This is a genomic window from Streptococcus oralis (assembly GCF_003943825.1).
Classification (GTDB): Bacteria; Bacillota; Bacilli; order Lactobacillales; family Streptococcaceae; genus Streptococcus; species Streptococcus oralis_CD.
The window spans coordinates 15,981-39,414 of sequence record NZ_RJNJ01000012.1 but is presented as its reverse complement, the minus strand read 5'-3'; the positions used below and the strand labels follow the sequence as shown (position 1 = coordinate 39,414).

28 protein-coding genes and 4 pseudogenes are annotated in these 23,434 nt (G+C 38.4%); 3 read left to right on the top strand and 29 right to left on the bottom strand.

What is annotated here, in order from left to right; all coding sequences use genetic code 11:
- From D8863_RS09485 to D8863_RS09340, 29 genes and pseudogenes are all read right to left on the bottom strand, one after another.
- Nucleotides 1-870 (bottom strand): DUF262 domain-containing protein (locus D8863_RS09485; protein WP_142999479.1); only part of this gene is annotated, 870 nt, incomplete at its 3' end.
- A gap of 283 nt (nucleotides 871-1,153) precedes the next feature.
- Nucleotides 1,154-1,549 (bottom strand): helix-hairpin-helix domain-containing protein, encoded by a 396-nt coding sequence (locus D8863_RS09480; protein WP_042902047.1) that lies wholly within the window; start codon nucleotides 1,547-1,549, stop codon nucleotides 1,154-1,156.
- Between the two features lie 97 nt (nucleotides 1,550-1,646).
- Entirely contained in the window at nucleotides 1,647-1,901 is a 255-nt protein-coding gene (locus D8863_RS09475) for a DUF1912 family protein (RefSeq protein ID WP_045618120.1), read from the bottom strand.
- 9 nt (nucleotides 1,902-1,910) lie between these two features.
- The gene (locus D8863_RS09470) at nucleotides 1,911-3,245 is read right to left on the bottom strand and encodes a DUF438 domain-containing protein (protein ID WP_125441764.1); all 1,335 of its coding nucleotides are present in this window, start codon (nucleotides 3,243-3,245) and stop codon (nucleotides 1,911-1,913) included.
- Nucleotides 3,245-3,478, bottom strand: a complete 234-nt coding sequence (locus tag D8863_RS09465) for a DUF1858 domain-containing protein (RefSeq protein ID WP_125441763.1) — start codon at nucleotides 3,476-3,478, stop codon at nucleotides 3,245-3,247. The genes D8863_RS09470 and D8863_RS09465 overlap by 1 nt, the downstream gene beginning before the upstream one ends.
- Nucleotides 3,479-3,738: 260 nt before the next feature.
- A pseudogene (locus tag D8863_RS09455) lies at nucleotides 3,739-3,922 on the bottom strand (hypothetical protein).
- Nucleotide 3,923: 1 nt separating this feature from the next.
- Nucleotides 3,924-4,703 (bottom strand): hypothetical protein, encoded by a 780-nt coding sequence (locus D8863_RS09450; RefSeq protein WP_042768003.1) that lies wholly within the window; start codon nucleotides 4,701-4,703, stop codon nucleotides 3,924-3,926.
- A 150-nt stretch (nucleotides 4,704-4,853) separates the two neighbouring features.
- A pseudogene (locus D8863_RS09445) lies at nucleotides 4,854-4,952 on the bottom strand (30S ribosome-binding factor RbfA); the annotation flags it as partial.
- A 30-nt stretch (nucleotides 4,953-4,982) separates the two neighbouring features.
- Complete coding sequence (locus D8863_RS09440) at nucleotides 4,983-6,092, bottom strand: SPFH domain-containing protein (RefSeq protein ID WP_125441761.1); 1,110 nt, start codon at nucleotides 6,090-6,092, stop codon at nucleotides 4,983-4,985.
- A gap of 10 nt (nucleotides 6,093-6,102) precedes the next feature.
- A complete protein-coding gene (locus tag D8863_RS09435) occupies nucleotides 6,103-6,660 on the bottom strand; it encodes a C1 domain-containing protein (protein ID WP_125441760.1) in 558 nt (185 codons plus the stop codon).
- A 20-nt stretch (nucleotides 6,661-6,680) separates the two neighbouring features.
- Nucleotides 6,681-7,184: a hypothetical protein gene (locus tag D8863_RS09430; protein WP_125441759.1), complete on the bottom strand. Its 504-nt coding sequence runs from the start codon at nucleotides 7,182-7,184 to the stop codon at nucleotides 6,681-6,683.
- A 171-nt stretch (nucleotides 7,185-7,355) separates the two neighbouring features.
- On the bottom strand, nucleotides 7,356-7,706 hold the full coding sequence (gene rbfA / locus D8863_RS09425; protein ID WP_001273601.1) for a 30S ribosome-binding factor RbfA: 351 nt from the start codon (nucleotides 7,704-7,706) through the stop codon (nucleotides 7,356-7,358).
- A gap of 250 nt (nucleotides 7,707-7,956) precedes the next feature.
- Nucleotides 7,957-10,743: a translation initiation factor IF-2 gene (gene infB, locus D8863_RS09420; protein WP_125441758.1), complete on the bottom strand. Its 2,787-nt coding sequence runs from the start codon at nucleotides 10,741-10,743 to the stop codon at nucleotides 7,957-7,959.
- A 16-nt stretch (nucleotides 10,744-10,759) separates the two neighbouring features.
- Nucleotides 10,760-11,059 carry a YlxQ-related RNA-binding protein gene (locus tag D8863_RS09415; protein WP_001041396.1) on the bottom strand — a complete coding sequence of 100 codons (300 nt, stop codon included), beginning with the start codon at nucleotides 11,057-11,059 and terminating at the stop codon, nucleotides 10,760-10,762.
- Entirely contained in the window at nucleotides 11,052-11,345 is a 294-nt protein-coding gene (rnpM, locus tag D8863_RS09410) for an RNase P modulator RnpM (protein ID WP_006144965.1), read from the bottom strand. The genes D8863_RS09415 and rnpM overlap by 8 nt, the downstream gene beginning before the upstream one ends.
- A 21-nt stretch (nucleotides 11,346-11,366) precedes the next feature.
- Nucleotides 11,367-12,503: a transcription termination factor NusA gene (gene nusA, locus D8863_RS09405; protein ID WP_000032278.1), complete on the bottom strand. Its 1,137-nt coding sequence runs from the start codon at nucleotides 12,501-12,503 to the stop codon at nucleotides 11,367-11,369.
- A 42-nt stretch (nucleotides 12,504-12,545) separates the two neighbouring features.
- Nucleotides 12,546-13,025: a ribosome maturation factor RimP gene (rimP, locus tag D8863_RS09400; RefSeq protein ID WP_125441757.1), complete on the bottom strand. Its 480-nt coding sequence runs from the start codon at nucleotides 13,023-13,025 to the stop codon at nucleotides 12,546-12,548.
- 126 nt (nucleotides 13,026-13,151) lie between these two features.
- Entirely contained in the window at nucleotides 13,152-13,787 is a 636-nt protein-coding gene (trmB, locus tag D8863_RS09395; protein ID WP_125441756.1) for a tRNA (guanosine(46)-N7)-methyltransferase TrmB, read from the bottom strand.
- A complete protein-coding gene (gene ccrZ, locus D8863_RS09390) occupies nucleotides 13,784-14,578 on the bottom strand; it encodes a cell cycle regulator CcrZ (RefSeq protein ID WP_000363019.1) in 795 nt (264 codons plus the stop codon). The genes trmB and ccrZ overlap by 4 nt, the downstream gene beginning before the upstream one ends.
- A gap of 161 nt (nucleotides 14,579-14,739) precedes the next feature.
- A pseudogene (locus tag D8863_RS09385) lies at nucleotides 14,740-15,287 on the bottom strand (CPBP family intramembrane glutamic endopeptidase).
- A gap of 105 nt (nucleotides 15,288-15,392) precedes the next feature.
- Nucleotides 15,393-16,361: a DUF6568 family protein gene (locus D8863_RS09380; protein WP_125441755.1), complete on the bottom strand. Its 969-nt coding sequence runs from the start codon at nucleotides 16,359-16,361 to the stop codon at nucleotides 15,393-15,395.
- A gap of 270 nt (nucleotides 16,362-16,631) precedes the next feature.
- A complete protein-coding gene (locus D8863_RS09375) occupies nucleotides 16,632-16,751 on the bottom strand; it encodes a PncF family bacteriocin immunity protein (protein ID WP_001833623.1) in 120 nt (39 codons plus the stop codon).
- 2 nt (nucleotides 16,752-16,753) lie between these two features.
- Nucleotides 16,754-16,984 (bottom strand): bacteriocin-like peptide BlpU, encoded by a 231-nt coding sequence (gene blpU, locus D8863_RS09370; protein WP_125441754.1) that lies wholly within the window; start codon nucleotides 16,982-16,984, stop codon nucleotides 16,754-16,756.
- Nucleotides 16,985-17,288: 304 nt separating this feature from the next.
- A complete protein-coding gene (locus D8863_RS11375) occupies nucleotides 17,289-17,450 on the bottom strand; it encodes a Gip family bacteriocin immunity protein (protein WP_125441753.1) in 162 nt (53 codons plus the stop codon).
- Between the two features lie 4 nt (nucleotides 17,451-17,454).
- Nucleotides 17,455-17,621, bottom strand: a pseudogene (locus tag D8863_RS09360) (class IIb bacteriocin, lactobin A/cerein 7B family).
- 111 nt (nucleotides 17,622-17,732) lie between these two features.
- The gene (locus D8863_RS09355; RefSeq protein ID WP_125441752.1) at nucleotides 17,733-18,335 is read right to left on the bottom strand and encodes a CPBP family intramembrane glutamic endopeptidase; all 603 of its coding nucleotides are present in this window, start codon (nucleotides 18,333-18,335) and stop codon (nucleotides 17,733-17,735) included.
- A 369-nt stretch (nucleotides 18,336-18,704) separates the two neighbouring features.
- Nucleotides 18,705-18,902, bottom strand: a complete 198-nt coding sequence (locus D8863_RS09350; RefSeq protein WP_125441751.1) for a hypothetical protein — start codon at nucleotides 18,900-18,902, stop codon at nucleotides 18,705-18,707.
- Nucleotides 18,903-18,911: 9 nt separating this feature from the next.
- Entirely contained in the window at nucleotides 18,912-19,106 is a 195-nt protein-coding gene (locus D8863_RS09345; RefSeq protein WP_125441750.1) for a hypothetical protein, read from the bottom strand.
- 16 nt (nucleotides 19,107-19,122) lie between these two features.
- Complete coding sequence (locus D8863_RS09340) at nucleotides 19,123-19,308, bottom strand: hypothetical protein (RefSeq protein WP_125441766.1); 186 nt, start codon at nucleotides 19,306-19,308, stop codon at nucleotides 19,123-19,125.
- A gap of 280 nt (nucleotides 19,309-19,588) precedes the next feature.
- Here D8863_RS09340 and blpA point away from each other — a divergent pair, with 280 nt between their 5' ends.
- From blpA to blpC, 3 genes are read left to right on the top strand one after another with little or no spacing between them, the layout of a single operon-like run.
- On the top strand, nucleotides 19,589-21,742 hold the full coding sequence (gene blpA, locus D8863_RS09335; RefSeq protein ID WP_125441749.1) for a peptide cleavage/export ABC transporter BlpA: 2,154 nt from the start codon (nucleotides 19,589-19,591) through the stop codon (nucleotides 21,740-21,742).
- 10 nt (nucleotides 21,743-21,752) lie between these two features.
- On the top strand, nucleotides 21,753-23,114 hold the full coding sequence (gene blpB / locus D8863_RS09330; RefSeq protein ID WP_125418567.1) for a peptide export ABC transport accessory protein BlpB: 1,362 nt from the start codon (nucleotides 21,753-21,755) through the stop codon (nucleotides 23,112-23,114).
- Between the two features lie 56 nt (nucleotides 23,115-23,170).
- Nucleotides 23,171-23,329 (top strand): quorum-sensing system pheromone BlpC, encoded by a 159-nt coding sequence (gene blpC, locus D8863_RS09325; protein ID WP_125418565.1) that lies wholly within the window; start codon nucleotides 23,171-23,173, stop codon nucleotides 23,327-23,329.
- The last annotated feature ends 105 nt before the right edge of the window (nucleotides 23,330-23,434 follow it).

Below are 23,434 nucleotides of genomic sequence, written 5' to 3'. Positions count from 1 at the left end.
ACTATAAACCGTATCTGTAATATAATTCCACTTTCTAGATGTCTCATCATATTCATCATCTAAAACTTCAAAAATTCTACTTTTAATTAAATCAATGTCACTTAGTCTTAGTCCCTTAGAATTGAAATTTTGATAAATTTTATTAACATCTCTTTCTTCTAAAGAATAGATACAAATAACAGTTGAGTTTAACAGCTGTTTCCCTAAAGAATCAATATAAGTTATATAACTTATATCATTCCATTCGGTATTATTGTCGTTAATCCCCAATCCTTTAAGTAAGTACTCTTTTAATAGTTTTCCTTTGATAAAATCAAACGACTTTCTCAAGGTATCTTGGGATACATTAGATGCTTTTTCTTCAGAAGCATTGTGGCCTTCTATCTTTAGAATATCAAAAGGTAAAATTGGATTTAAATTTTTATTAACTAATCGTGTTTTCTTACTAGTCTTTCCAAAATTTGAATAAGAAAAAAATAGATTACTATCATATTCATGAGCATATTTATCTTCGGAATCTTTATCCTCATTATATTCATCAATTATATCTTTGATACAAGCTAAAAACAGTGTCATAGTCGTTAATCTCTGTTGACCATCAATCACCTTATAAGGTTTTTCAACATTTGGTTTAGTACCATCACCGACTAACAAGATAGTCCCAAAAAAATAATCTACCTCTTCTGTGTTGAACTCAATTTTATTATTAGACTCATTAAATGATAATCTGACTGACTTTTTTAAATCTAAAATAAAATCATCATATTGTTTCTCTTGCCATGAAAAATCTCTTTGGAAATTTGGCACTTCGTACATATTCTTGTCTGTAAAAACTTGTTCCAATCTTAAATCTTTCGTTCTAAATTCCATTATCACACCTCATTGACATTAGCGATTAAAAATCCCTTCCTAGTCAGACTAGAAAGGGACGAATGTGTTTATCCGCGGTACCACCCAATTTCGGGCAGAGCCCGCAACTCTCGTCTTTATAATAAAAAGACAATATTATTTCATTTTTCATCCATCAGCAACCAGTTTTGACACATTTGTGGACTTCTCAGCACCGCCACTTTCTGTAAAATGTGGGATCCAAAACACCTCTAATGGCTTTATTGTAGCAAGTTTTTCACAGAAATGCAAGGGACAAGAAAAATTACTTGAAGCTGATTCCGTGTTCTTTTAATTTCTTAATCGTAGCTGGGCCGATTCCCTTCAAGGCAAGGAGTTCTTTTTCAGTCCAGTTTTTGAAGTCAGAAGCTGACTTGATGCCTTCATCATAGAAAGTCTTCGCGCGATCTACTGAGAGGCCACCCAAAGTAGCTGCGAAATCTTCTACTGAATTGGCTACTTTTTGAGCTTGTTCCTTGGTCGCTTCTACTGCTTGTTCCACTTTTTTAGAGACAACTTTTCCTGCTTGGCTGGCAGATTTTTCTGCGTGTTTCACGACTTTTTTTGTTTCTTCTACAACCTTGGTCACTGTAGTTGAAAATGCACCTGAACGACGAAGGCTATTTCGCAATTGTTTTTTACGTTGGAGTTTCTTTGACATGATAAAATCCTTTCAATAAAAAATCCCTGCTCTGACAAGGATTTAATAAAGATATTCTATCAAGATTTTGGCAAAAAATCAAGAAAGTATCTGAATTTTAATAGTTTCGCTCACCAAACAAGCCTTCTGGCAGATCATGAAATCCCTTGCCTGCTTTGAAGTTTTCAAACTTACCCAGCAAGAACTGGTAGGCATCCAAGCGACTCTCGTAGCGAATCATGGCATATTTGGCACGTTCGTCTTGGTCTTCTTCGTAGACTTTTTGACTTTCCTTGTGCGCCATGTCGTTGATCATGATCTGGGTATTAACCCAGGCCTCAAATTCCTTCATAAATTCTTGTTCGTAACTCATTGATTCTCCTTATTCTAATCCACGGAAATAGTCCGTATCAATCTCTCGGTAGGGCTGGATATCCTGAACATACTCCAGCACACCTTGGAATTCCCCGTTCTCATCGTGTACTGCAGCGTAGGTGATGTGAACAAACTTACCTCGCGACTCAGACTTGAACCACATTTCATACTTGTCCTTGACCCCTTCACGAAGACCTTTCATAACGGCCTTCACCTTGTCTAAGTACTTGGGCGGATGGCAGAGTTCTACATTGCGTCCGACTTGGGACGGTGTCCGTTTGAAAATCATCTCATCAGCCGGCGTATTGTCATTGTAATACTGGAAAATATCGTCTTTATTGACAAAGGTAATCTCCATAGGGAGGTGATTGAGGATGAGGTTGGCCTGCTCGACCGAAAGATAGCCATTCCCAAAAGCCTGTTGACTATGGCGGTCCAGCACCGCTTTCTTTTCTTTAGGGGTAAAGGTAATGGTAAACTGACCTTCTGGTGTATCGATAACTTGTTGAACTTGGCTTTCAGCCGTGTCTAGTTGCACGGGCTCCTCTGCACTCTTTTCCTCAACGAAACTCTGACGCTCTGGCACCCATTTCTCGGACGGACGGATGATGGCATAGCCGTAGGCATCGCTCTCCTCCGCAATCTGAATCCAGTCATCCTGGGTGAAAGACTCAAGGAGAATCATGAGTAGGATAGACTCTTCCTTGAAAATCATACTTTCAAACTCTGTCGCAAAAGCTTCAAAAGCTTCCTTTACAGTGCTAATCGACACTTCTGGTAGTGCCTTAGCCGTCGCTAGAGCTGTCTGAAAGAGTTCCCTGATCTGATCATCCACTCCCCACATGACCTTAGGGGGTGAATCGTGACCATAGCGCTCCATGATAGGAAAGAAGAGCTCTTCCTTGCGCTGGTAATGGACATCAAATTGCCCCAAAAGTCCCATTTGACGGACCAAACCCTTGCGCATCTCCGCAAGCATTTCCTCGTCTTCCATAGACTCATAGGTGTCCAACAATCTCCGAATGCGAATCAATGCTGCACGGAGAGCCAGATTTTCATCCTTGAAGACGCGAACGGGGTGGCCAGGATGCTCGGTATCCTCTACTTCGACACCCTTAACAGCGTTTTTAAAAAGATTAGCATGGACATCACAGAGCTCCATGACATCTTCAAAGGTGACACCTGAGTCTGAGTTCATCAGCTCGTGCTCCATGAGGGAAATCTCGATGGCTGACACACCTGTAAAGGTCGCATCAAAACGCTCCTGAACTGACTCAGGAGAGGCACCATTGTGCAATTCTAACAAAATATCCCGTAGGATATGAATCCGTTCATCTGCCATTAGTCTAATCCAATCACTTCGTAACCATTCGCTTCCAGTGTACGGACAATCTTGTCCATAGGAGTTCCTTCAAGCTTAGAACCCTGTTTGAGCGATACCTTGCGACCGACTGTATTGCGCATCAAGGGATTAGCAAGTGGTTTAAAACCGAGATCCACTAGGATTTCCAAAACTTCTGGATGCTTTTCCACCACTTCTGCAACGGGAATTGACACATCGATGATATTGTCCATGACGACCTCCATGTATGTTCTAATACTCAATGAAAATCAAAGAGCAAACTAGGAAGCTAGCCGCAGGTTGCTCAAAACAGTGTTTTGAGGTTGTGGATAGAACTGACGAAGTCAGTAACCATACCTACGGCAAGGTGAAGCTGATGTGGTTTGAAGAGATTTTCGAAGAGTATAAAATGATTTTACTGCTTATATTATACCATATGGGAAGAGATTAAAAAACTAGCAGCGGAGTTCCTGCTAGTTTCTTTCATTTCAAGTTATTCCTTATCATCTGGTTTTACGAGCCACTGGGCTACATCCATCAACTTGTCAGTAAAGCAGTACTTTCCCGAAACCTACTAGAGCATTGTCGTCTTTTTTCATGTTCTTCAGAACTTTGACGCTTTGCATCACGAAAAAGTAATTCCCGTATGTCTTAGCTAGAATTTTAATGAATCCCATATTACTCTCCTTCGATGATTTCGACCTCTTTTCGGATAGTATCAACGTCTCTTTGATATTGCACTTCATTGTAGTTGACTAGCTTGGACAATTCCTGTTGCAATCTTTCTCCCATCGGCTTCATGGTCGCAAAGGTTAAGCCACCAGAAATGACTCCACCTAGGATAGGAATCACTTTCCCCATCCCTTTAGCTAGGCCTCCTTTTGTCAGATTGACACCAAAAATCTTCAAAACTTTTTCTAAAATTGGATACCAAAGAGTTTTTGTCAAGGCTTTCTTGTTCACTACTTTTATGACTTGCTTGGCTACTGTCACACCGCCTGATCGAAGCAGGGCACCTGCGCCATTTACTCCCAGCATCACACCGAGATACAGTAAGAGAGTGTTTTTAGCATCTTCACTTAACTCATTGCGCGATGCCCAGAGATCATCAAATCCGTAAATATAGCCTAGTTCCTGAGCTAGCTTTAACGAGAAAGCGTAAAACTGGGCTACATCTGTCGGAATAGTAATCGCCATGACAATCCCTCCAGGTAAACCTGCCAAAACCGAAGTTCCACTGGCTAACAGGACATTATCCTTAATACATGCCTTGGCCACTCTATCCAAGCTTTCCTGGGGTAATAAAGCCGTCGGTCCTTGTTCAATCAAAGTTGGAATATCCTTACGGTCTAATTCCTTGGAAAACTTTTCTACTAAAAATTTCTCTCGATCAACTTTGACTACGGGTAATTTCACCACTTGTTGCAGTACTTGCATAGCTATATCTTGTTTAGCCATATATCTCTCCGTTTTTCATTTATATCAAGCTTTATCATATCATACTATTTGAAATATACAAATTTTTTAAACCGATTTTTATCAGATAGATACATTATCAGATAGCAATTATCATACTCTGGCAACAAAAAAGAGGGTATCCCCTCCTTCTTAGTTCTTATCCAGATTGCGTAGCATCTCGTCAATCTTGTTTCCATATTCGATGGACTCGTCTTTGACGAAGGTTAAATCTGGTAAATTTCGCTTCTTTTAATCAATAACAATACTTGATTTTTATCATTATAAATCCATAATTTCTTTTTTCTTTAGATCAAACTCTTCCTGAGACAATATACCTGCATCTAAAAGTGATTTAAGTTTGGTTAGGACTTCAATTTGTTCATCTAAAGAAAGAGTTGGTTTGGTCACCTTTTCATCTAGACCTTGTACCATATTCATGCCAAAAATCATTCCTGCACCGTCTCCTAAACCATGTTGTTCTATTCCTGATGCAATCTTTTGTTGTGCTGCAATATTAGATGATTTTTGCGAAATTTCCTCATATGCTCTTAAATTCATCTTATTTGATGAAAATTGTTTAACAAGTTCCTTGGATTCAGGCGAAAATTCAATATTTGCGACAGCTACTTTAACAATCTCAAAACCAAAGCGTTCCTTCCAAGTACCAGCATATTGTTTATTACTTAATACTTGATCTGCAAGAACTCCAGTTTGTGAAGGCAATTGTGAAATACGATAGCTTGTTGATAAAGCATTTAAAGCCATTGTAAAGGATTGAAGAAATTCTGTTACTATTTGAGCTCTAGCCTGAGCACTATCAAAGGAATAATAGGTTACATTTGCTGGTAGAAAATTTTTAACAAACTGGGTAGCATCCGTAATTCTAATAGAAAAAGTTCCAAAAGCACGCACTTCTAAATCCGCACCATAAAACAAATCATTGTACATAACTGGTCCACGAGTACCAAACCTAATGTCACGAATTTCTCTCAAGTTGACAAAACAAATCTGTTTTTGTTGATCACTTTGTCCACCGAATCCAACACGATTCACGACATTATCAAACAATGATTTTTTAAAACCATCTCCATTAAAAATACTACTCTCACCATTTTGATATTCGTAACCACCCGGTTCTGAGATGATATCTTCTATCCCGGACTGACTAAAAATAAAAGCAGCTGTATTTTCAGGAACAAAGATTTTTGAGCCATTTGAAATGATACCTAGGGACCCTTTGTTATTGACTCCTCTACCATTATTACTTTCTTGAAGAATACCTGGGCAAACAGCTGTATGTTCGTCAAAGGCTTGTACTGTGATAATTTCTTTCCACTGGTCTGCAAAAGTTCCATTAATGGAATCCGTTACTGCTTTAATTATACCCATCTTTCATCTCCTACAAACTCTGTTCCATGTCACAAAAGCCACATTTCACTACCTGTTTTGTCATTCCCGATAAAGGAGCTCCACAAAAAGTACACTTGGTAGATAATTTTTCTGGTTCTGAGTCTTTAAAACCTAAGCCTGTTTTGAAAGCATCAAACGTATCTTTAATTGTTTCTGCTAAAACATCTGCTCCAAACAAACTGCTATCACCCAATTTTTCAAAATCATTCGTATCACCAGAAATCAATTTAATAATATTAGTTGCCCACTTGTCAGTATCTTTAGTATTAGAGAATGAGAAAATAGCTTGACCACTATTATAGTAAATTTCTAAGCGTTTAGAACCATTATTTTTAGTTACAGAAACTTGTGGTTTACCTTCAAATATTTTTATTTGATTAATAGGTATGATGATTTGTCCTTTTCTTCCCCCAAATATACCTTTTTTTATGTGTATTAGATGTAAGTTTGTTAAAATTAGATCATCCGTATACAGACCATTTTTCCCAAAACTAACATCATCACTATTCATAATCATATATTCATGAGGTAATAATTGATAGTCCATCTTTAGCCCCACTCTTCCTACTATAGACTAGCTTTCCACTGTTCTACTTGTTGATGTAGATTATCACGATAATCTTTTAGAAATTGAATAATTTCCTCTTTTCCTTGAATTGGCGCTTTCTTTAATGGACCATATTGTTTTTTCTGTTCTTCTATTTCTTTTTTCGTGCTATCTTTTAATTCTTGGATAGAGGCACTATCTTCTAAAGCAGTACCTTTAAAGGCTTGGTCAGCTTCTGTGTAATAATTATCAACGATTTTCTGAAACATCGTTAAATAATCTTCATAGGTTTTAATAGATTCAATTGTTGTATCACTAACATCTTGAGGATTAAAATCATTTGAACTAAATTTCTCTTTGGCTTTAGAAAAGATACCCTTTTTCTCAGAACTGCTGGTTGACACATCCGCTTGTTCTGTGCTAGACGAAGTATCTGCATTTTTAGACATAGAGCTACAAGCTGCTAGAGTAGACATTGAAATGAAAATTAGGCCTAGATAGCAAAACTTTTTCATATTTTTCATTAATATAATCTCCTTTTAAATATAATCATTATATTTTATAATATCATATTTTATAATAAAACAAAAGAGTTTTAAGAAATATTTTAATCTTTCAAAGTTTACTTTTCTAATAACTACATATCAGCAGCTTGTATATTATATAGAACCAAAAAAGAGGGTTCCCCCTCTTTCTTAGTTCTTATCCAGATTGCGTAGCATCTCGTCAATCTTGTTTCCATATTCGATGGACTCGTCTTTGACGAAGGTTAAATCTGGGATTTTGTACAATTTCAAATTGCGACCAAGTTCACGTTTGATGGTACCAGTTGCTTTTTCAAGCCCGATTTGAGCTTTTTGATTATCTGAAGCAAGGTTACTCAAAATGGTGTAGTAAACCTTGGCAACAGACAAGTCACCCAGCATCTGAACATCTGTGATGGTCACGCCTTGGACACGCGGATCACGGACTTTCTTTTGCAAAATCTCATTGACTTCACGCTTGATTTCCATGCCCACACGGTCCGTACGGAAATGATTTGCCATGATATTCCTTTCTCTACTTTGAACCAAAAGCTAGGCCAGCAGACCTAGCTATTTTTAAATTTATTGTTTTTCAGTTCAAATTGAAACGAAGTGCAATTTGAACTCATTCGCTTCTTTCGCTGTGGTGAAAGTGATGGAACTGATTTATCAGTCCCATCACAGGGGATTTTTGAGACACTAGGCTCAAAAATAAGCAATGAAACCATCGGTTTGCTTGCGTCCCTCACCACCTAAGAAAGGAGCAAAAATCTTATCTCTTAATTTCTTCCATGACATAAGCCTCAATCACATCATCCATCTTGATATCATTGTAACCATCAATCATCAATCCACCTTCACGACCGTTTGTAACTTCTTTGACATCATCTTTATAGTGTTTCAAGCTTGCAAGTTCACCATCGTAAATAACGACACCGTCACGGATAACACGAACTTTAGAGTCACGGGTAACCTTACCGCTAGTAACCATAAATCCACCGATAGTTCCGACTTTAGACACTTTGAAGGTTTCACGGATAATCGCTTCACCGATAACTTTTTCTTCAAATTCTGGGTCAAGCATCCCTTTCATAGCTTCTTCCATCTCTTCGATAACCTTATAAATAATGCTGTGGAGACGGATTTCTACATCGTCAGCTTCCGCTTGTTGACGCGCTTGTGGTGTAGGGCGTACGTTGAAACCAACGATAAAGGCATTTGAAGCTTCCGCAAGAGTCACGTCAGATTCATTGATGGCACCGACTGCTGAGTGAACGATGGTAACTTTCACACCTTCCACATCAATTTTTTGAAGTGAGGCAGAAAGGGCTTCAACTGAACCTTGTACGTCGGCCTTGATGATAACGTTGACTGACTTGAGTTCACCAGCTTTAAGCGTATCAAAGAGGTTTTCAAGGCTGACACGTTGGGTAGCTTGGCGTTGTTTCATGAGGGCACGTTTTGCACGCTCTTCACCTGCTGCACGCGCAGATTTTTCATCTTCGTAAACGGCAAAGTGGTCACCCGCCATTGGCGCTTCGTTTAGACCTGTGATAGAAACTGGTGTTGATGGGCCTGCAACCTTAACACGACGACCAAGGTCATTGGTCATAGCACGGACACGACCGAAGGTATTTCCGACAACGATTGGGTCTTGGACATTCAAGGTACCTTGTTGCACAAGAAGGGTTGCGACCGCACCTTTTCCTTTATCCAAGCGAGCTTCGATAACGGTACCGATCGCACGAACTGTTGGGTCTGCCTTGAGTTCTTGGATTTCAGCCACAAGAAGGACTGTTTCCAACAATTCTTCGATATTTTGGTTGAATTTAGCTGAGATTTCAACAAATTCAGAATCTCCACCCCAAGCTGTTGACATAACACCATGCTCTGCCAATTCACCGATAACGCGTTCCGGGTTGGCACCTGGTTTATCAATCTTGTTGATAGCCACGATAATTGGAACGTTGGCCGCTTTTGAGTGGTTGATGGCTTCGATAGTCTGAGGCATAACCCCGTCGTCGGCCGCTACGACCAAGATGGTAATATCGGTAACAGATGCACCACGCGCACGCATAGAGGTAAAGGCCGCGTGTCCTGGTGTATCAAGGAAGGTAATCTTCTTGCCATTTTCCACGATTTGGTAGGCACCGATATGCTGAGTGATACCACCTGCTTCACCTGTTGCAACACGAGAGTTACGAAGGGTATCCAAGAGGGTTGTTTTACCATGGTCAACGTGTCCCATGATGGTTACAACTGGTGGACGTTCAACCAATTCATCTTCATTGAGATAGCCATCTTCGACGAAGAAACGTTCGATGTCGGCATTATCCACTTCAACCTTTTGTTTGGCTTCGATACCGTAATCCACCATGAGGAGTTCGATGGTTTCTCCATCCAAGGATTGGTTTTGTGTGGCCATGACACCCATCATAAAGAGTTTCTTAACGATTTCTGCTGGTTCACGTTTGATACGTTTTGCGATTTCCGCAACAGTCATACCATCTGTATACTCAAATTCTGTTGGCAATTCATGGAACTTACGCTCTGTAACAGGTTTTGGAGTCTGGTTACGGTTGTTTTGCTTGTTCCCTTTTTTATTTTTCTTGTTGTTATTCCAGTTACTATTTCTTTGATTTCTCACTTGATTCTGACTACTTCGATTCTTTTGTTGTTTTCTAGGACCATCTTCTTCGTGATCATAATCGTCACGTTCTTTGTCTGGTCGAGCTTGTTTTTTACGACGTGTATCCACTGGCGCTTCTTTCGCTACAGGAGCTACTGTTACGACTGGCTGCGTTTGTTCAGCTAGCTTAGCAGCTTCTTCAAAGATTTCCTCTGGCTCCTTGCGTTTATTAGCTTGAGCCAAGGCTTCTTTGGCTGCTTGCGATTGTTTGAAGCGCTCCTCGCTTGAGCGTGCGTACTCTGCATTTTGCTCTGCTTTTAGGGCTGCTGCACGGGCTTTAAAGTCAACACGTGGACCAGCTTGTTTTGGCTGGAAGTCTTGTTGCTGACGGCGATCATTGCCACGATTCCCTTGACCTTGTGGTTTTTTCCCTTGGTCGTTAAATCGGCGATTGTCGCGGTTCCCTTGACCAGTTTTACCACCATTACGGCCGTCATTTTTCTGACGGTTGCCGTTTTGTTGTTGGTCACGGTTGTTGCCCTTGTTTTGTTTGCGTCGTTCTGCCTGCTCTTTGGCACGCGCTTCACGCTCCGCCTTGAAGTTTCGACTTTGTGGTCTTGCGGCCACTACTTTTTCTTCCTTAGGAGCTGCAGGTGTAGCTGATTTGCTTTCTTCCTTAGCGGCTACTGGTTTAGCTGATGCAGGCTTTTCCGCTTTCTTTTCTACACTTGCTTTTGGTGCTGCAGGTTTTACTTCTGCCTTAGGAGCAGGTGCAGGTTTGAAGCTCGCTGCGATTTGCTCCGCAGCAGCAGCTTCCACGCTCGATGAGTGGCTTTTCACATCCAAGCCCAACTCTTTTGCACGCGCTACAACTTCTTTACTTTCTTTTCCAAGTTCTTTTGCGATTTCGTACAATCTTTTCTTAGACAAATCATGTCCTCCTCTTCTATTCCATAAGAGACCTCATTTTCTTTGTAAATCCAGCATCTGTCACAGCCAAAACCTTTCTTGATTTTCCGACTGCTATGCTTAATTCCAGTGTTGAAAACACGGTTATAACTTCTACTTGATAATAGTCACTTTTATCTTGAATCTTCTTGGTTAGATTAGGGCCAGCATCATGTGCTAGAAAAACTAGTTTGGCTTTCTGGTCTTGAATGGCCTTGACCACCAATTCCTCACCTGATATGATCCGGCCTGCTCGTTGAGCAAGTCCCAAGAGATTGCTTATCTTTTGCTTATTCAAGTCCTAACTCTCTTCTTTTCACTTTGTGATCCACATAAGCAATCAACTCGTCATAAAAGCTCTCTTCCACTTCCATGTTAAAGCTGCGGTTAAAGACTTTCTTCTTTTTTGCCTCTAGGGCTTCTGCATTGTCTAGCTTGATATAAGCACCACGACCATTGGCCTTGCCTGTCGGATCGATAAAGACCTCTCCTTCTTTGTTCTTGACAATGCGGAGCAAATCACGCTTATCAATCACTTCATTGGATACAACAGACTTGCGCAAAGGGATTTTTCTTGTTTTCATCTTTCCCTCCTCTAGCAGCTTTTATTCTTCTGTCAATTCATCCGCAGCTGCGTAATCCACTTGACCTGCTTCTTCCATAGCTTCAAACTCACTGGCAGACTTGATATCGATACGGTAACCTGTCAAGTGAGCTGCCAAGCGAACGTTTTGTCCACGACGACCGATAGCAAGAGAAAGTTTGTTATCAGGTACAACGACCAAGGCACGTTTGCTGTCATTTTCATCAAAGATAACTTGGTCAACCTCTGCAGGTGCGATGGCATTGTAGATGAACTCAGCTGGATCTGCTACCCACTCAATAACGTCGATGTTTTCTTCGACAGGAATCATGCGATCGCTCTTGGCATCGTAACGAGCTGGGTGGAATTTGCTGGTGATTTTCTTAATATTGGCACCACCACGCCCAACGATTGTCCCGATAGCGTCCACGTTTGGATTGTGACTACGAACTGCAACCTTAGTACGGTCACCTGCTTCACGGGCTACGCTCATGATTTCAACAGTTCCATCGTAGACTTCTGGAATTTCTTGCTCCATCAAGCGTTTGATCATTTCTGGATGGCTACGGCTAACAAAGACGTTGACGCCACGAGGGTTGTCTTCAACCTTGTAAACGTAGACTTCGATACGGTCGTGGGAAGCAAAGACTTCTCCAGGGATTTGGTCTTGTTTTGACAATTGAGCTTCGATGCTGCCAAGGTTGACGTAGATGAAACGGTTGTCAAAGCGTTCTACTGTACCAGACATGATTTCTTGTTCATGTTCTTTGTAAGTATTGTAAGTGATGGCACGTGTTTGCTTGCGCATTTTTTCCATGATGGTTTGTTTGGCAGATTGGGCTGCTACACGACCAAACTCAGCTGGTGCTTCTTCAAACTTGATTTTGTCACCAAGCTCATAGGCTGAATTAATGGCAAGGGCATCCTTCAAGCTGATTTCCAAACGGCTATCAAATACTTCATCAACAACTTCACGGACAGTATAAACTGTAAAGTCACCTGTTTTTTCATTGAAGTCAATGGCTACGCTGTCTGATTGACCATAGCGTCTGCGATAAGCGGAACGAAGCGACTCTACTACTGCGTCGATGATGTCTTCTTTTTTGATTCCCTTGTCTTCTTCCAAAATGCGGAAGGCCTCTAGCATTTCTTTACTCATGTTCTTTTTACTTTTGAATCCTCAAAAGCTATCCTTTCTTTTCTATAGTTTTACTGCTAAACGTGCTTTTGATACTAAACTGTATGGAATTTGAACGGTTTTCTTACGTGTCTTGTCCATATACTCCATGGTCAACTCATCCTCTTCAAAGGATACCAAAGTTCCTTCAAAGACTTTTTGTTTATCAATGGCTTGGTAGAGCCCAATATGGATGTATTTCCCAACAGCTCCAGCGACAGCATCCTTGGTTTTCAAAGGACGTTCCAATCCTGGACTAGTGATTTCTAGAAAATATTGTTCTGGGAAGGGATCAGGCTTGATGGTGTCTAGGACAGGACTGATGATTTCTGTCAGGTCTGCCGTGTCGTTCAAGGTAATTCCTTCGGATTTGTCTACAAAAATACTGAGAATCATGTCACTGCCAATCTTTCCATACTCGATATCCACGAGTTCGAAAGGTGCTTGGATGACAGGTTCTACAACTTCTCTGACTAATTCTACGATTGTTGCGATTTCGTCCACCTCCTCATAAGCAAGAGGCGAAGATATTTCCCCGCCTCTCTTTCTCATATTCTTACTATCAGTATAGCACGTTTGTCAATTTATGTAAAGCATTAGCACTCAAACAGCTGGTTTTCAAGCTATTTCTTAAAATTCTGCTTCAACTCGGTAGATCACTTGACCCTTGTTGGAGAATTTTTGCTCATATTCCGTCATGACATTGCCTTCAAAATCACTGGCATGTAAGTCTAGCCAAACCCCATTGAGTTTCATCTCATACTGAGAAAAGCTCACTAGACTGTACTCAAATAAGCCACGGTTATCTGTCTTGAAATGGATTTCCCCATTCTCAGGCAAGATGCGCTTGAAGGTATCCAGGAAACTCTTGTAAGTCAAACGACGTTTTTCATGGCGTTTTTTAGGCCATGGATCTGAAAAGTTTAGATAGAGACGATCAATCTCACCGTCTTCAAAGTAGTCGGTCAGATCTGAACCATCTACCCACAGCAACTTGATGTTGGGCACTCCAACTTCTAATACCTTATCCAAGGCATAACTCAATACCGACTTTTGGATATCAATCCCAATGTAGTTGATGTCAGGATTTTGCTTGGCCATTCCTGATACGAAGGCCCCTTTCCCACTTCCAACCTCTACATGAATAGGATGATCATTTCCAAACAAGTCTCGCCATTTCCCTTTAGCTTCCAAGGGATTGAGGACCACATACTGAGGATTGGCCTCTAGTAATTCTGTCGCCCCTTTACGATTTCTAACTCTCATCTCTTCTTTCCATACTTGTCACGGAAGACGCGCAAGGCATAAATCTCCCGGTTTACATTGTCTAAATCTTGATTTTCACAGTATTTGGCAATCTGGTTCAAATAAGAATACTGACCATACCAATACAATTTATCTAACACTGTCTGATTGTACTTATAGCCGTAGTCTCTCAACCATTGGCGCCACTGATGATCCGGAATGTAGTGACATAGCAAATGCGCCACATCAAACATACGATCCGTCAGACGAACCGAATCCCAATCCACTAGATAAACGAGCCCACTCTCTGTCTCAATCCAATTACTATGACGAAGATCCCCATGCACAATCGTTGCGTGGTCTTCCCTAAAACCTGGAACCGTCTTACCTAGTTCAGCAATCACACTGTTCAAATAGTGGTTCTGCTTCAAGATTTCTGGAACTCCTTGCTGCCAAGAACGTAGCAAATCAACTGGTGTTTCCATGGTGTATCCCAAACGGCTCAACTGCTTCATCAAAGGACGCGAGCGGTGAAGGCGGTTCAAGATATTGATAATCTGCTTGCGATTCATATCGTAAGGGGTCAAGATTTTGCCCGTCAGCCATTCCTGAGCACACATATCACGGCCATCTGGCAAACGACGAGTCCATAGTAATTGAGGAGCGATTTGTTCTCTGGCTAGGCCAGGTAGGATTGGAGAGGTGTTCATTTTTACAAAGACGCGCTTCCCATCAGGGTAGCTTCCCATATAAGCTTTGCCACTCTTCCCAGGGATAGGGGTCAGCGTTAGCTCATTATCACCCAAGTCCATTTCTTTCCTCCGTATAAAGTTTCCTTACTATTCTACTAGTTTTTGGTCTATTCGTCAACCGCTCCACACCTGATTCTCAAAGAAAAGCATCTCAATTGGCTCAGGCTATCATTATAGCTTAAAAAAGCAAGCATCATCGTCTGCTTACCTTTTCATGATTTTTATAAATAAGTTAAGAGTGGTAAACTATTGTAAGACATGTGGACTAAAGTGGAAACCCATAGGTTTTGGCTCTTTTTGTAAGCAAATCTCAGCAACAAGCCCCCGAGTAGATAATAGAAAAACGAAGGGACATCATAAGGTCCATGCATGAAAGAAAAGAGAGAGGAAGTCAGTACAAGCCCTAACCACGAATTTTCAAATATAGCCCCTTGAAGAAGTCCTCTGAAGATGAGTTCCTCCTGGATTGGTCCCAAAACTGTAACACTTACAATAACAGTCCTTTACTAGTTTCCTCAAGGTGTTGAGCCGAAGCACCAGAAACAACTGAGAAAAAAGCATGATAGCTAATATTTACCAGCACAGTGAGAAGAAAGATTCCAATGAAGAGCAAGAGTTGTTTTTTACTTAACATCCCAAAAGAAATCATGTCAAACCATTTCGCATAGCCAAAACTAAGAAAAAGCAAGAGACTCTTTACAACAATGAATGTGTACTGGCGTTGAAAATAATCCCCTTGATTGATGGAATACCCCGCTGCACCAACGATTACAAATACTAAGAATCAAAAAAACAAGGCATGACATTTATTAAAAATGACCATAAAATTAACCTCCTCCGATTAGAGTCAATCAAAATAAGGATTCAAGAATTTTTATTTATGAATTCTTTGTCTCCACTTAATTATACCTGAAGTAACTAAGAGTGCAACCGCTAGATGTAATAGATTGTAACTTTCTTCCACTCCTGTATTAGGTAGTAATTGTTTACTCAAATGACTAGTTTTGGAGGGAGAATCATTCCCCTCAACCTTGGATAAAGGAGTTTGTAACTTCTCAGTATTTTCAGAAATCGTCTCAGATGACTCCCCTCGCTTCTTCTTATCTATCATTACCAAATCTTCAGACTGAACAGTTATAGTGTTAGAAGGAGGAATATTATTCTTCAATGGCTCTCTGTTATCACTGTTATTAGTCGAATTTTCCTTTGAATTCTTCACCTCTCCTGTTTTATCGTCACGGACACTTCCAGTTACTGTATCCTCAGAAGATGCCACTGTCTCAGTTTGCTTAGGTGAGTTTCTAGAGTACATATAATCATACACCTGTTGTGCAGTTGCTCCGCCACCAACCCATCCAGATATCGGATGTCCATTTCTTAAATACAAAATCGTTGGTGTTCCTGGAATACCGACTTTTTTAAATAGAAACTCTCTCGCTTCCCCGTCAAAATCTTTACCATCCAAATCATAATACTCTAACTTCTTTTCAATCAAGTTATTAAATTCTTTCAATTCAGGAGAAAATTGACGACAATGAGAACAAGTTTTTCTACCAAAATATATAGTATGCTCCAATTGATCCTCTGTGAAAGATTGACGAACGGCTTCAATATCTATCTTTTTAAAGTCAGCAACATTCTGTTCATACTCCTCGGGAGTTACAACGGAAGGTTTATGCTCCACATTTTCCTTAGCCGATGGCAAATCTGGTGCCACAACAGAACTATCATTTGCCTGGATAGATGAAGTAGTAGGCTGTTCTTCTGCATATACAACACCCGTAGTAATAGATGCAAATACAAGTGGTACAAGTAATAGCGATTTTATCTTTTGTTTCTTCATAAGAAAACTCCTTTACATTTGTTATCTTTATCTTACCTTATTAAAAATTACACATTCATCTAAATCTTAAATGGTCTTCGAAACGTCTTGAATTGTAAAAAAATTAAAAAAGCAAGCATGAAAAACATACTTTCCTCTTTATATTGTATTGATATCAACTTGTTTGTAGACTTTTCATCCTGCTATCACATATCATTTTGACAGGCTAAACAAAATTAAAGAAACTCCCCTGTAAATTAAGCTAGCAAATACAGGGGAGAAATTTATTTTTTACGGGGTACTATCCGTATCCTTTTTGGAAGATTTTGAAAATATTTTTCTAATTAAATCATCCATATAAGGACCAAATATACCAACTACTAAACCAATAATAAAACTTTTAAAATCCATAATTACCACCAACATGTTGCTGCATAGGCTACACCTCCAAGTATAGCTCCACCCGCAGCACCAGTTGCAACGCCTTGCCATGTTCCTGTTTTAATGCCTAGTTGAAGACCTCTTGCTACTCCTCCTCCAACACCTGCTTTGGCAAAATCTCCCCAATTGCAACCACCACCTTCAACGCAAGCAAGCATATCAGTATCCATAACAGAAAATTGTGACATCGTTTTTGTATTCATGATAAATACTCCTTTTTTATTTTTATTTTTTTACCAAAGTCTTAAAGTCAGTAAACAAATAGAATTATTTAAAATAATATATTTTTGATTTTCTTAAAAAGTATATACGTCTACTATCTTCTTNAAAGTAGCAGTACCTATTTTTTAGTCTAAGATTTCAATAATCTTGAGTATCTAAAATATCTTAATTTTCATTACTCTCCTTGCAATAAAAAGTTTTATTATACTATTTAATAACTTGCAAAAAGTAAAAAATATTAGTAAATAATAGTTTATAGTTAAGTTTTTTTTTACTACAAATCCATCAACTAAGTAAAGCATCAACGATTATATAAACTATTGATAATATAATTAAAATTTTGCTAACTATCTTATTCTCATCATTCTTAGATAGCTTTGATATTTTGTAAGTAAGCAAATAAGACAGTAAATTAATAACGATAATAATACTATATTTAAGAATCATAATCTTACAAGAAGGACATAATTCCTGAACCTACACAAATAAGTGTTGCTGCTCCCCAGTTATCGGACCAGCCGCAGCAGCTAATAGTACTGTTCCAATACAACCACCGATTGCAGATCCTAAATTACCTCCTCCTCCACTAACTATTTCGAGTTCCTCAGTATCCACAATCTCAAATTATGACATCATTTAATATTGTTAATCTAAACAGTAATAGTGTCCATTTCCCTATTTTTTAAGATTTTTTGTCCAATAATATGTCATATTGGTTACTTACATATACTACAAGAATGATAAACAGTTATAACAGATATGAACTAAAATAGCCACCGATAGATTTTGACTCTTTTTATAAGCAAAGCCCAGCATGAAACCTCCAAATAGATAATAAATAAACGAAGGAAAATCATAAGGTGCATGCAGGAAAGAGAAGAGAGAGGCAGTCAGTACAAGCCCCAACCAAGAATTTTCAAAAACCGCACCTTGAAGGATTCCTCTGAAAATAAATTCCTCCAGAATAGGCCCAAAAACTGTCGCGCTTGCAATAAAGGATAAGGAAATTCCTGTACTAGCATCTTCAAGATGTTGATATCCTGCACCAGAAGAAACGGTAAAAAAATTATGATAACCTATATTTACCAGCACGCAAAGAAGAAAGCTTCCAATAAAAAATAGAACTTCTTTTTTCGTTAAACTTCTAAGAGAAATCATATCAAACCATTTCGCATAGGCAACACTCAGTGAAATCAAGAAAGTCTTTGCAATAATAAATAGGTGCTCGTTTTGAAAATAATCACCTTGATTGATGGTATAACCTACTGTAGCGACTATTACATAGACTAAAAATCCAACAAACACGGCATGACATTTATTAAAAATGGTCATAAATTCAACCTCTCTCATTGAAGTAACTAAAAACTTAAAGACCAAAAATCTTTTCTCTACAAATACATAGTACTGATATTCCAAACATAGACAATCTAAATTTTTGTGAATTTCAACAAGAAAATTGAAATTTTTCAAATCATTACGAGCAAAGTTTAAAACTAACAGACTCCTCCACTTGCTAAAATCCAGTTATTTTCAACAATTGGGATATTTGAGACTATATGATTGAATCTAAGTTAAGAATTCCTTCTTCTCCAGAGTCGTTCTTCATATGACTTTACCTATCGTTCTAATTTACCTAAACACAGTCTAATAAGACTTTGTCTCTAACCTGAGGTATTTTCAACTATCTAGTTTTATAAAAATTTAACATTGTGGTAAAACTTTTCCTGGATACGCAGGTGGATAGTTTTCACATAAAGGGAGATTCCCTCCTTTTCCTGGGTGAGTTAAAGCATATTCAATATATCTCCACCAAGTGTCAGGATGAAATACTGAACCATATCCATCACCACCATAAATTAATTCTAGTTCCGATAATTCCATAATAGTAATTTTTTTCATTCTATTTTCCTACTTTCTACATGGTAAAACAGGTGCCGGATAAGCAGGACCATATTCATAACACATTGGAAGAGTAACCGAATTCGGATAACGATGGGCTAAACGTCTTCCTATTTTTTCTCCCAATTCAAAAAAATCTATCAAATTGTCTCCTCCTTGTATTCTTTCTAAATTTGAATCTGTTAATACCTTTATATATTTCATTGTTTTACTCCTTATTCTATGGTAGCTTAATACAATACCAGTGGTTTCCATTATCAATCATACATTTTTCATCAGTATAACCAGCTAATATCCCATAAGCAAAAGCTCCTGCTGGACCAATCCACCAAGCAATTCCGCCTTCTATATCAGAAAGTGTATCCTCATCAAGAATTTTTAAGGATACAGAAGATTGTAAAATCACGATAAATACCTCCATATAGTTTAGTACTTTGTCCTGTTGCAACCTTGACAAGTTTAGTATATCACTGTTTTTTTAAATTTTTCATCCAAATCTTGAATTGTCATCGAATCGTCTTGAATTAGCTTTTCATTTGAAACTACCGCTAAATTTTTTAAAAAAAGATAATTTCTAATCATTTTTTACCATTCAGGAAGTTTCAATGACAATTCAAGATTTCACAAAATATGAACTTATTATTATGGCATAATAAACTCATCATATTATATGAAGGGAATTGCCAATGACTTCTTATAAACGTACATTTGTTCCTCAAATAGATGCTAGAGACTGTGGTGTCGCTGCCTTAGCCTCGATTGCTAAATTCTATGGTTCAGATTTTTCTCTAGCTCACTTGAGAGAACTTGCAAAGACCAATAAAGAAGGGACTACTGCTCTTGGCATTGTAAAAGCCGCTGATGAAATGGGCTTTGAAACAAGGCCTGTTCAAGCAGATAAAACGCTCTTTGATATGAGCGATGTCCCCTATCCATTTATCGTTCACGTTAACAAAGAAGGGAAACTCCAACATTACTATGTTGTCTATCAAACAAAGAAAGACTATCTGATTATTGGTGATCCTGATCCTTCTGTAAAAATCACCAAAATGTCAAAAGAACGCTTTTTCTCTGAATGGACTGGAGTAGCTATTTTTCTAGCTCCCAAACCCAGCTATCAACCCCATAAAGATAAAAAGAATGGTCTACTGAGCTTCCTCCCTCTGATTTTCAAACAAAAATCTCTCATTGCTTACATTGTTCTCTCAAGCTTATTGGTCACTATTATCAATATCGGTGGTTCTTATTATCTCCAAGGAATCTTGGATGAGTACATCCCAAATCAGATGAGATCAACTTTAGGAATCATCTCAATTGGTCTAATTGTCACCTATATTCTCCAACAAGCCATGAGCTTCTCCAGAGATTATCTCCTAACTGTTCTGAGTCAGAGATTAAGCATTGATGTAATTTTGGCCTATATTCGCCATATCTTTGAACTTCCTATGTCTTTCTTTGCGACACGTCGTACAGGGGAAATCATTTCACGATTCACAGATGCCAACTCTATTATAGATGCCTTAGCTTCTACCATTCTCTCTCTTCTTCTTGATGTTTCCATTCTGATCCTTGTAGGGAGTGTCTTACTGGCACAAAATCCTAACCTCTTTCTTCTTTCTCTTATTTCTATCCCTATTTACATATTCATCATCTTTTCTTTTATGAAACCTTTTGAAAAAATGAACCATGATGTCATGCAAAGTAATTCTATGGTTAGTTCTGCTATTATCGAAGATATCAACGGGATCGAAACCATCAAGTCACTCACAAGTGAAGAAAATCGCTACCAAAATATTGACAGTGAATTTGTCGATTATTTGGAAAAATCCTTTAAACTTACTAAATATTCTATTTTACAAACTAATTTAAAACAAGGAACAAAGTTAGTTCTTAATATCTTTATCCTATGGTTTGGTGCTCAATTAGTCATGTCGAGTAAGATTTCTATCGGTCAGCTGATTACCTTTAATACACTTCTTTCTTACTTTACAACTCCTATGGAAAATATTATCAACCTACAAACTAAACTCCAATCTGCGAAGGTTGCTAATAACCGCTTGAACGAGGTCTACTTAGTCGAATCTGAATTTCAAGTTCAAGAAAATCCTGTTCATTCAAATTTTTTGATGGGCGATATTGAATTTGATGACCTTTCTTATAAGTATGGTTTTGGGCGAGATACCTTAACAGATATCAATCTAACGATTAAAGAAGGTGATAAGGTTAGCCTAGTTGGAGTTAGTGGTTCTGGTAAAACAACTCTAGCCAAAATGATTGTCAACTTCTTTGACCCTTACAAAGGACAGATTACCATCAATCATCAGGATATTAAAAATATTGATAAAAAAATCTTGCGACGTCATATTAATTACCTGCCCCAACAAGCCTATATCTTTAATGGCTCTATCTTGGAAAACTTAACCTTGGGCGGTAATAGTATGATTAGCCAAGAAGATATTCTAAAAGCTTGCGAATTAGCTGAAATCCGTCAAGATATTGAAAGAATGCCTATGGGCTATCAAACTCAACTTTCTGATGGAGCAGGTCTGTCAGGAGGACAGAAGCAACGAATCGCCCTCGCTCGTGCTCTTTTAACTAAATCTCCTGTTTTAATACTAGATGAAGCTACTAGTGCTCTCGATGTTTTGACTGAGAAAAAGGTTATAGATAATCTTATGTCCCTAACTGATAAAACCATTCTCTTTGTAGCCCATCGTCTAAGTATAGCCGAACGGACTAACCGTGTCATTGTTCTTGACCAAGGGAAAATCATTGAAGTTGGTAGTCATCAAGAGTTAATACAGGCGCAAGGCTTCTACCATCATCTATTCAACAAATAAGGAGAATGTTATGAATCCTAATCTTTTTAGAAGCGTCGAGTTTTATCAGAGACGTTACCATAATTATGCGACAGTATTGATCATACCACTTTCATTACTGTTTACTTTCATCGTGATTTTCTCCCTTGTTGCTACAAAAGAGATTACTGTTACATCGCAAGGAGAAGTCACTCCTACAAGTGTCATTGCATCCATTCAGTCAACCAGTGATAATCCTATCTTAGCTAATCATTTAGTGGCAAATCAAGTAGTTGAAAAAGGTGACTTACTCATCAAATACTCTGAAACAATGGAAGAAAGTCAGAAAACTGCCTTAGAAACTCAGTTACAAAGACTTGAGAAGCAAAAAGAAGGACTTGGAATTTTGAAACAAAGCTTAGAAAAAAATACCGATCTTTTTTCTGGTGAGGATGAGTTTGGCTACTATAATACCTTTATGAATTTTACTAAACAAGCTCATGATATTGAGCTGGGTATCTCAAAGACTAACACTGAAGTTTCAAATCAAGCCAATCTTGCTAATAGCAGTTCATCAGCTATCGAACAAGAAATTACAAAAATTCAACAACAAATTGGAGAATATCAAGAACTGAGAGATGCTATCATAAACAAAAGAGCACGCTTACCGACTGGCAATCCACACCAGTCAACCTTGAATAGTTATCTGGTAGCATCACAAGGACAAACACAAGGAGCTATAGAAGAGCAATTTTTATCTCAAATCAATCAAAGTGTTACAGGCCTCGAATCATCTATCGCAAGTCTCAAAATTCAGCAAGCTGGTATCGGAAGTGTAGCAACTTATGATAATAGTTTAGAAACCAAAATTGAAGTACTTCGTACTCAGTTTTTACAAACAACTTCTCAGCAACAACTAGCTGTGGAAAATCAACTAACAGAATTAAAAGTACAACTAGATCAAGCGACACAGCGCTTGGAAAACAATACCTTAACCGCTCCAAGTAAAGGTATCGTTCATCTGAACAGCGAATTTGAAGGTAAAAATAGAATTCCAACTGGTACAGAAATTGCTCAAATATTCCCTATTATAACAGATACAAGAGAAGTACTAATCACTTACTACGTATCATCTGACTATCTCCCCTTACTAGATAAAGGACAAACTGTAAGATTAAAACTTGAGAAGATTGGAAATCACGGTATTACCATCATCGGCCAACTTCAGAGCATTGATCAAACTCCCACCAGAACAGAGCAAGGAAATCTCTTTAAATTAACCGCTCTTGCAAAACTATCTGGTGAGGACAGTAAACTCATCCAATATGGTCTACAAGGTCGCGTCACTAGTGTAACTGCAAAGAAAACATATTTTGATTATTTCAAAGATAAAATTTTAACACATTCTAATTAATTTTCAGATAACACTCTATAACTATTTATTATCTTATAAAACAGGAGAATCATAACATGGATAAGAAACAAAACCTAACTTCATTTCAAGAATTAACAACTACTGAACTCAATCAAATTACAGGTGGAGGATGGTGGTTAGATTCAATATTAAGCATATTAACATCTAACTCATCAAACCAAGCCAATAGGTCTAGAAATTATCAACAAATGTAATCATACAAAGTGCTTTTGGATAAAAAGCTTGGCTTTATAATATTTGTAGTGGGTAAATCTCCTATAGATATTATGAAGCCTATTTTGTTGTAAAAGAATAAGACA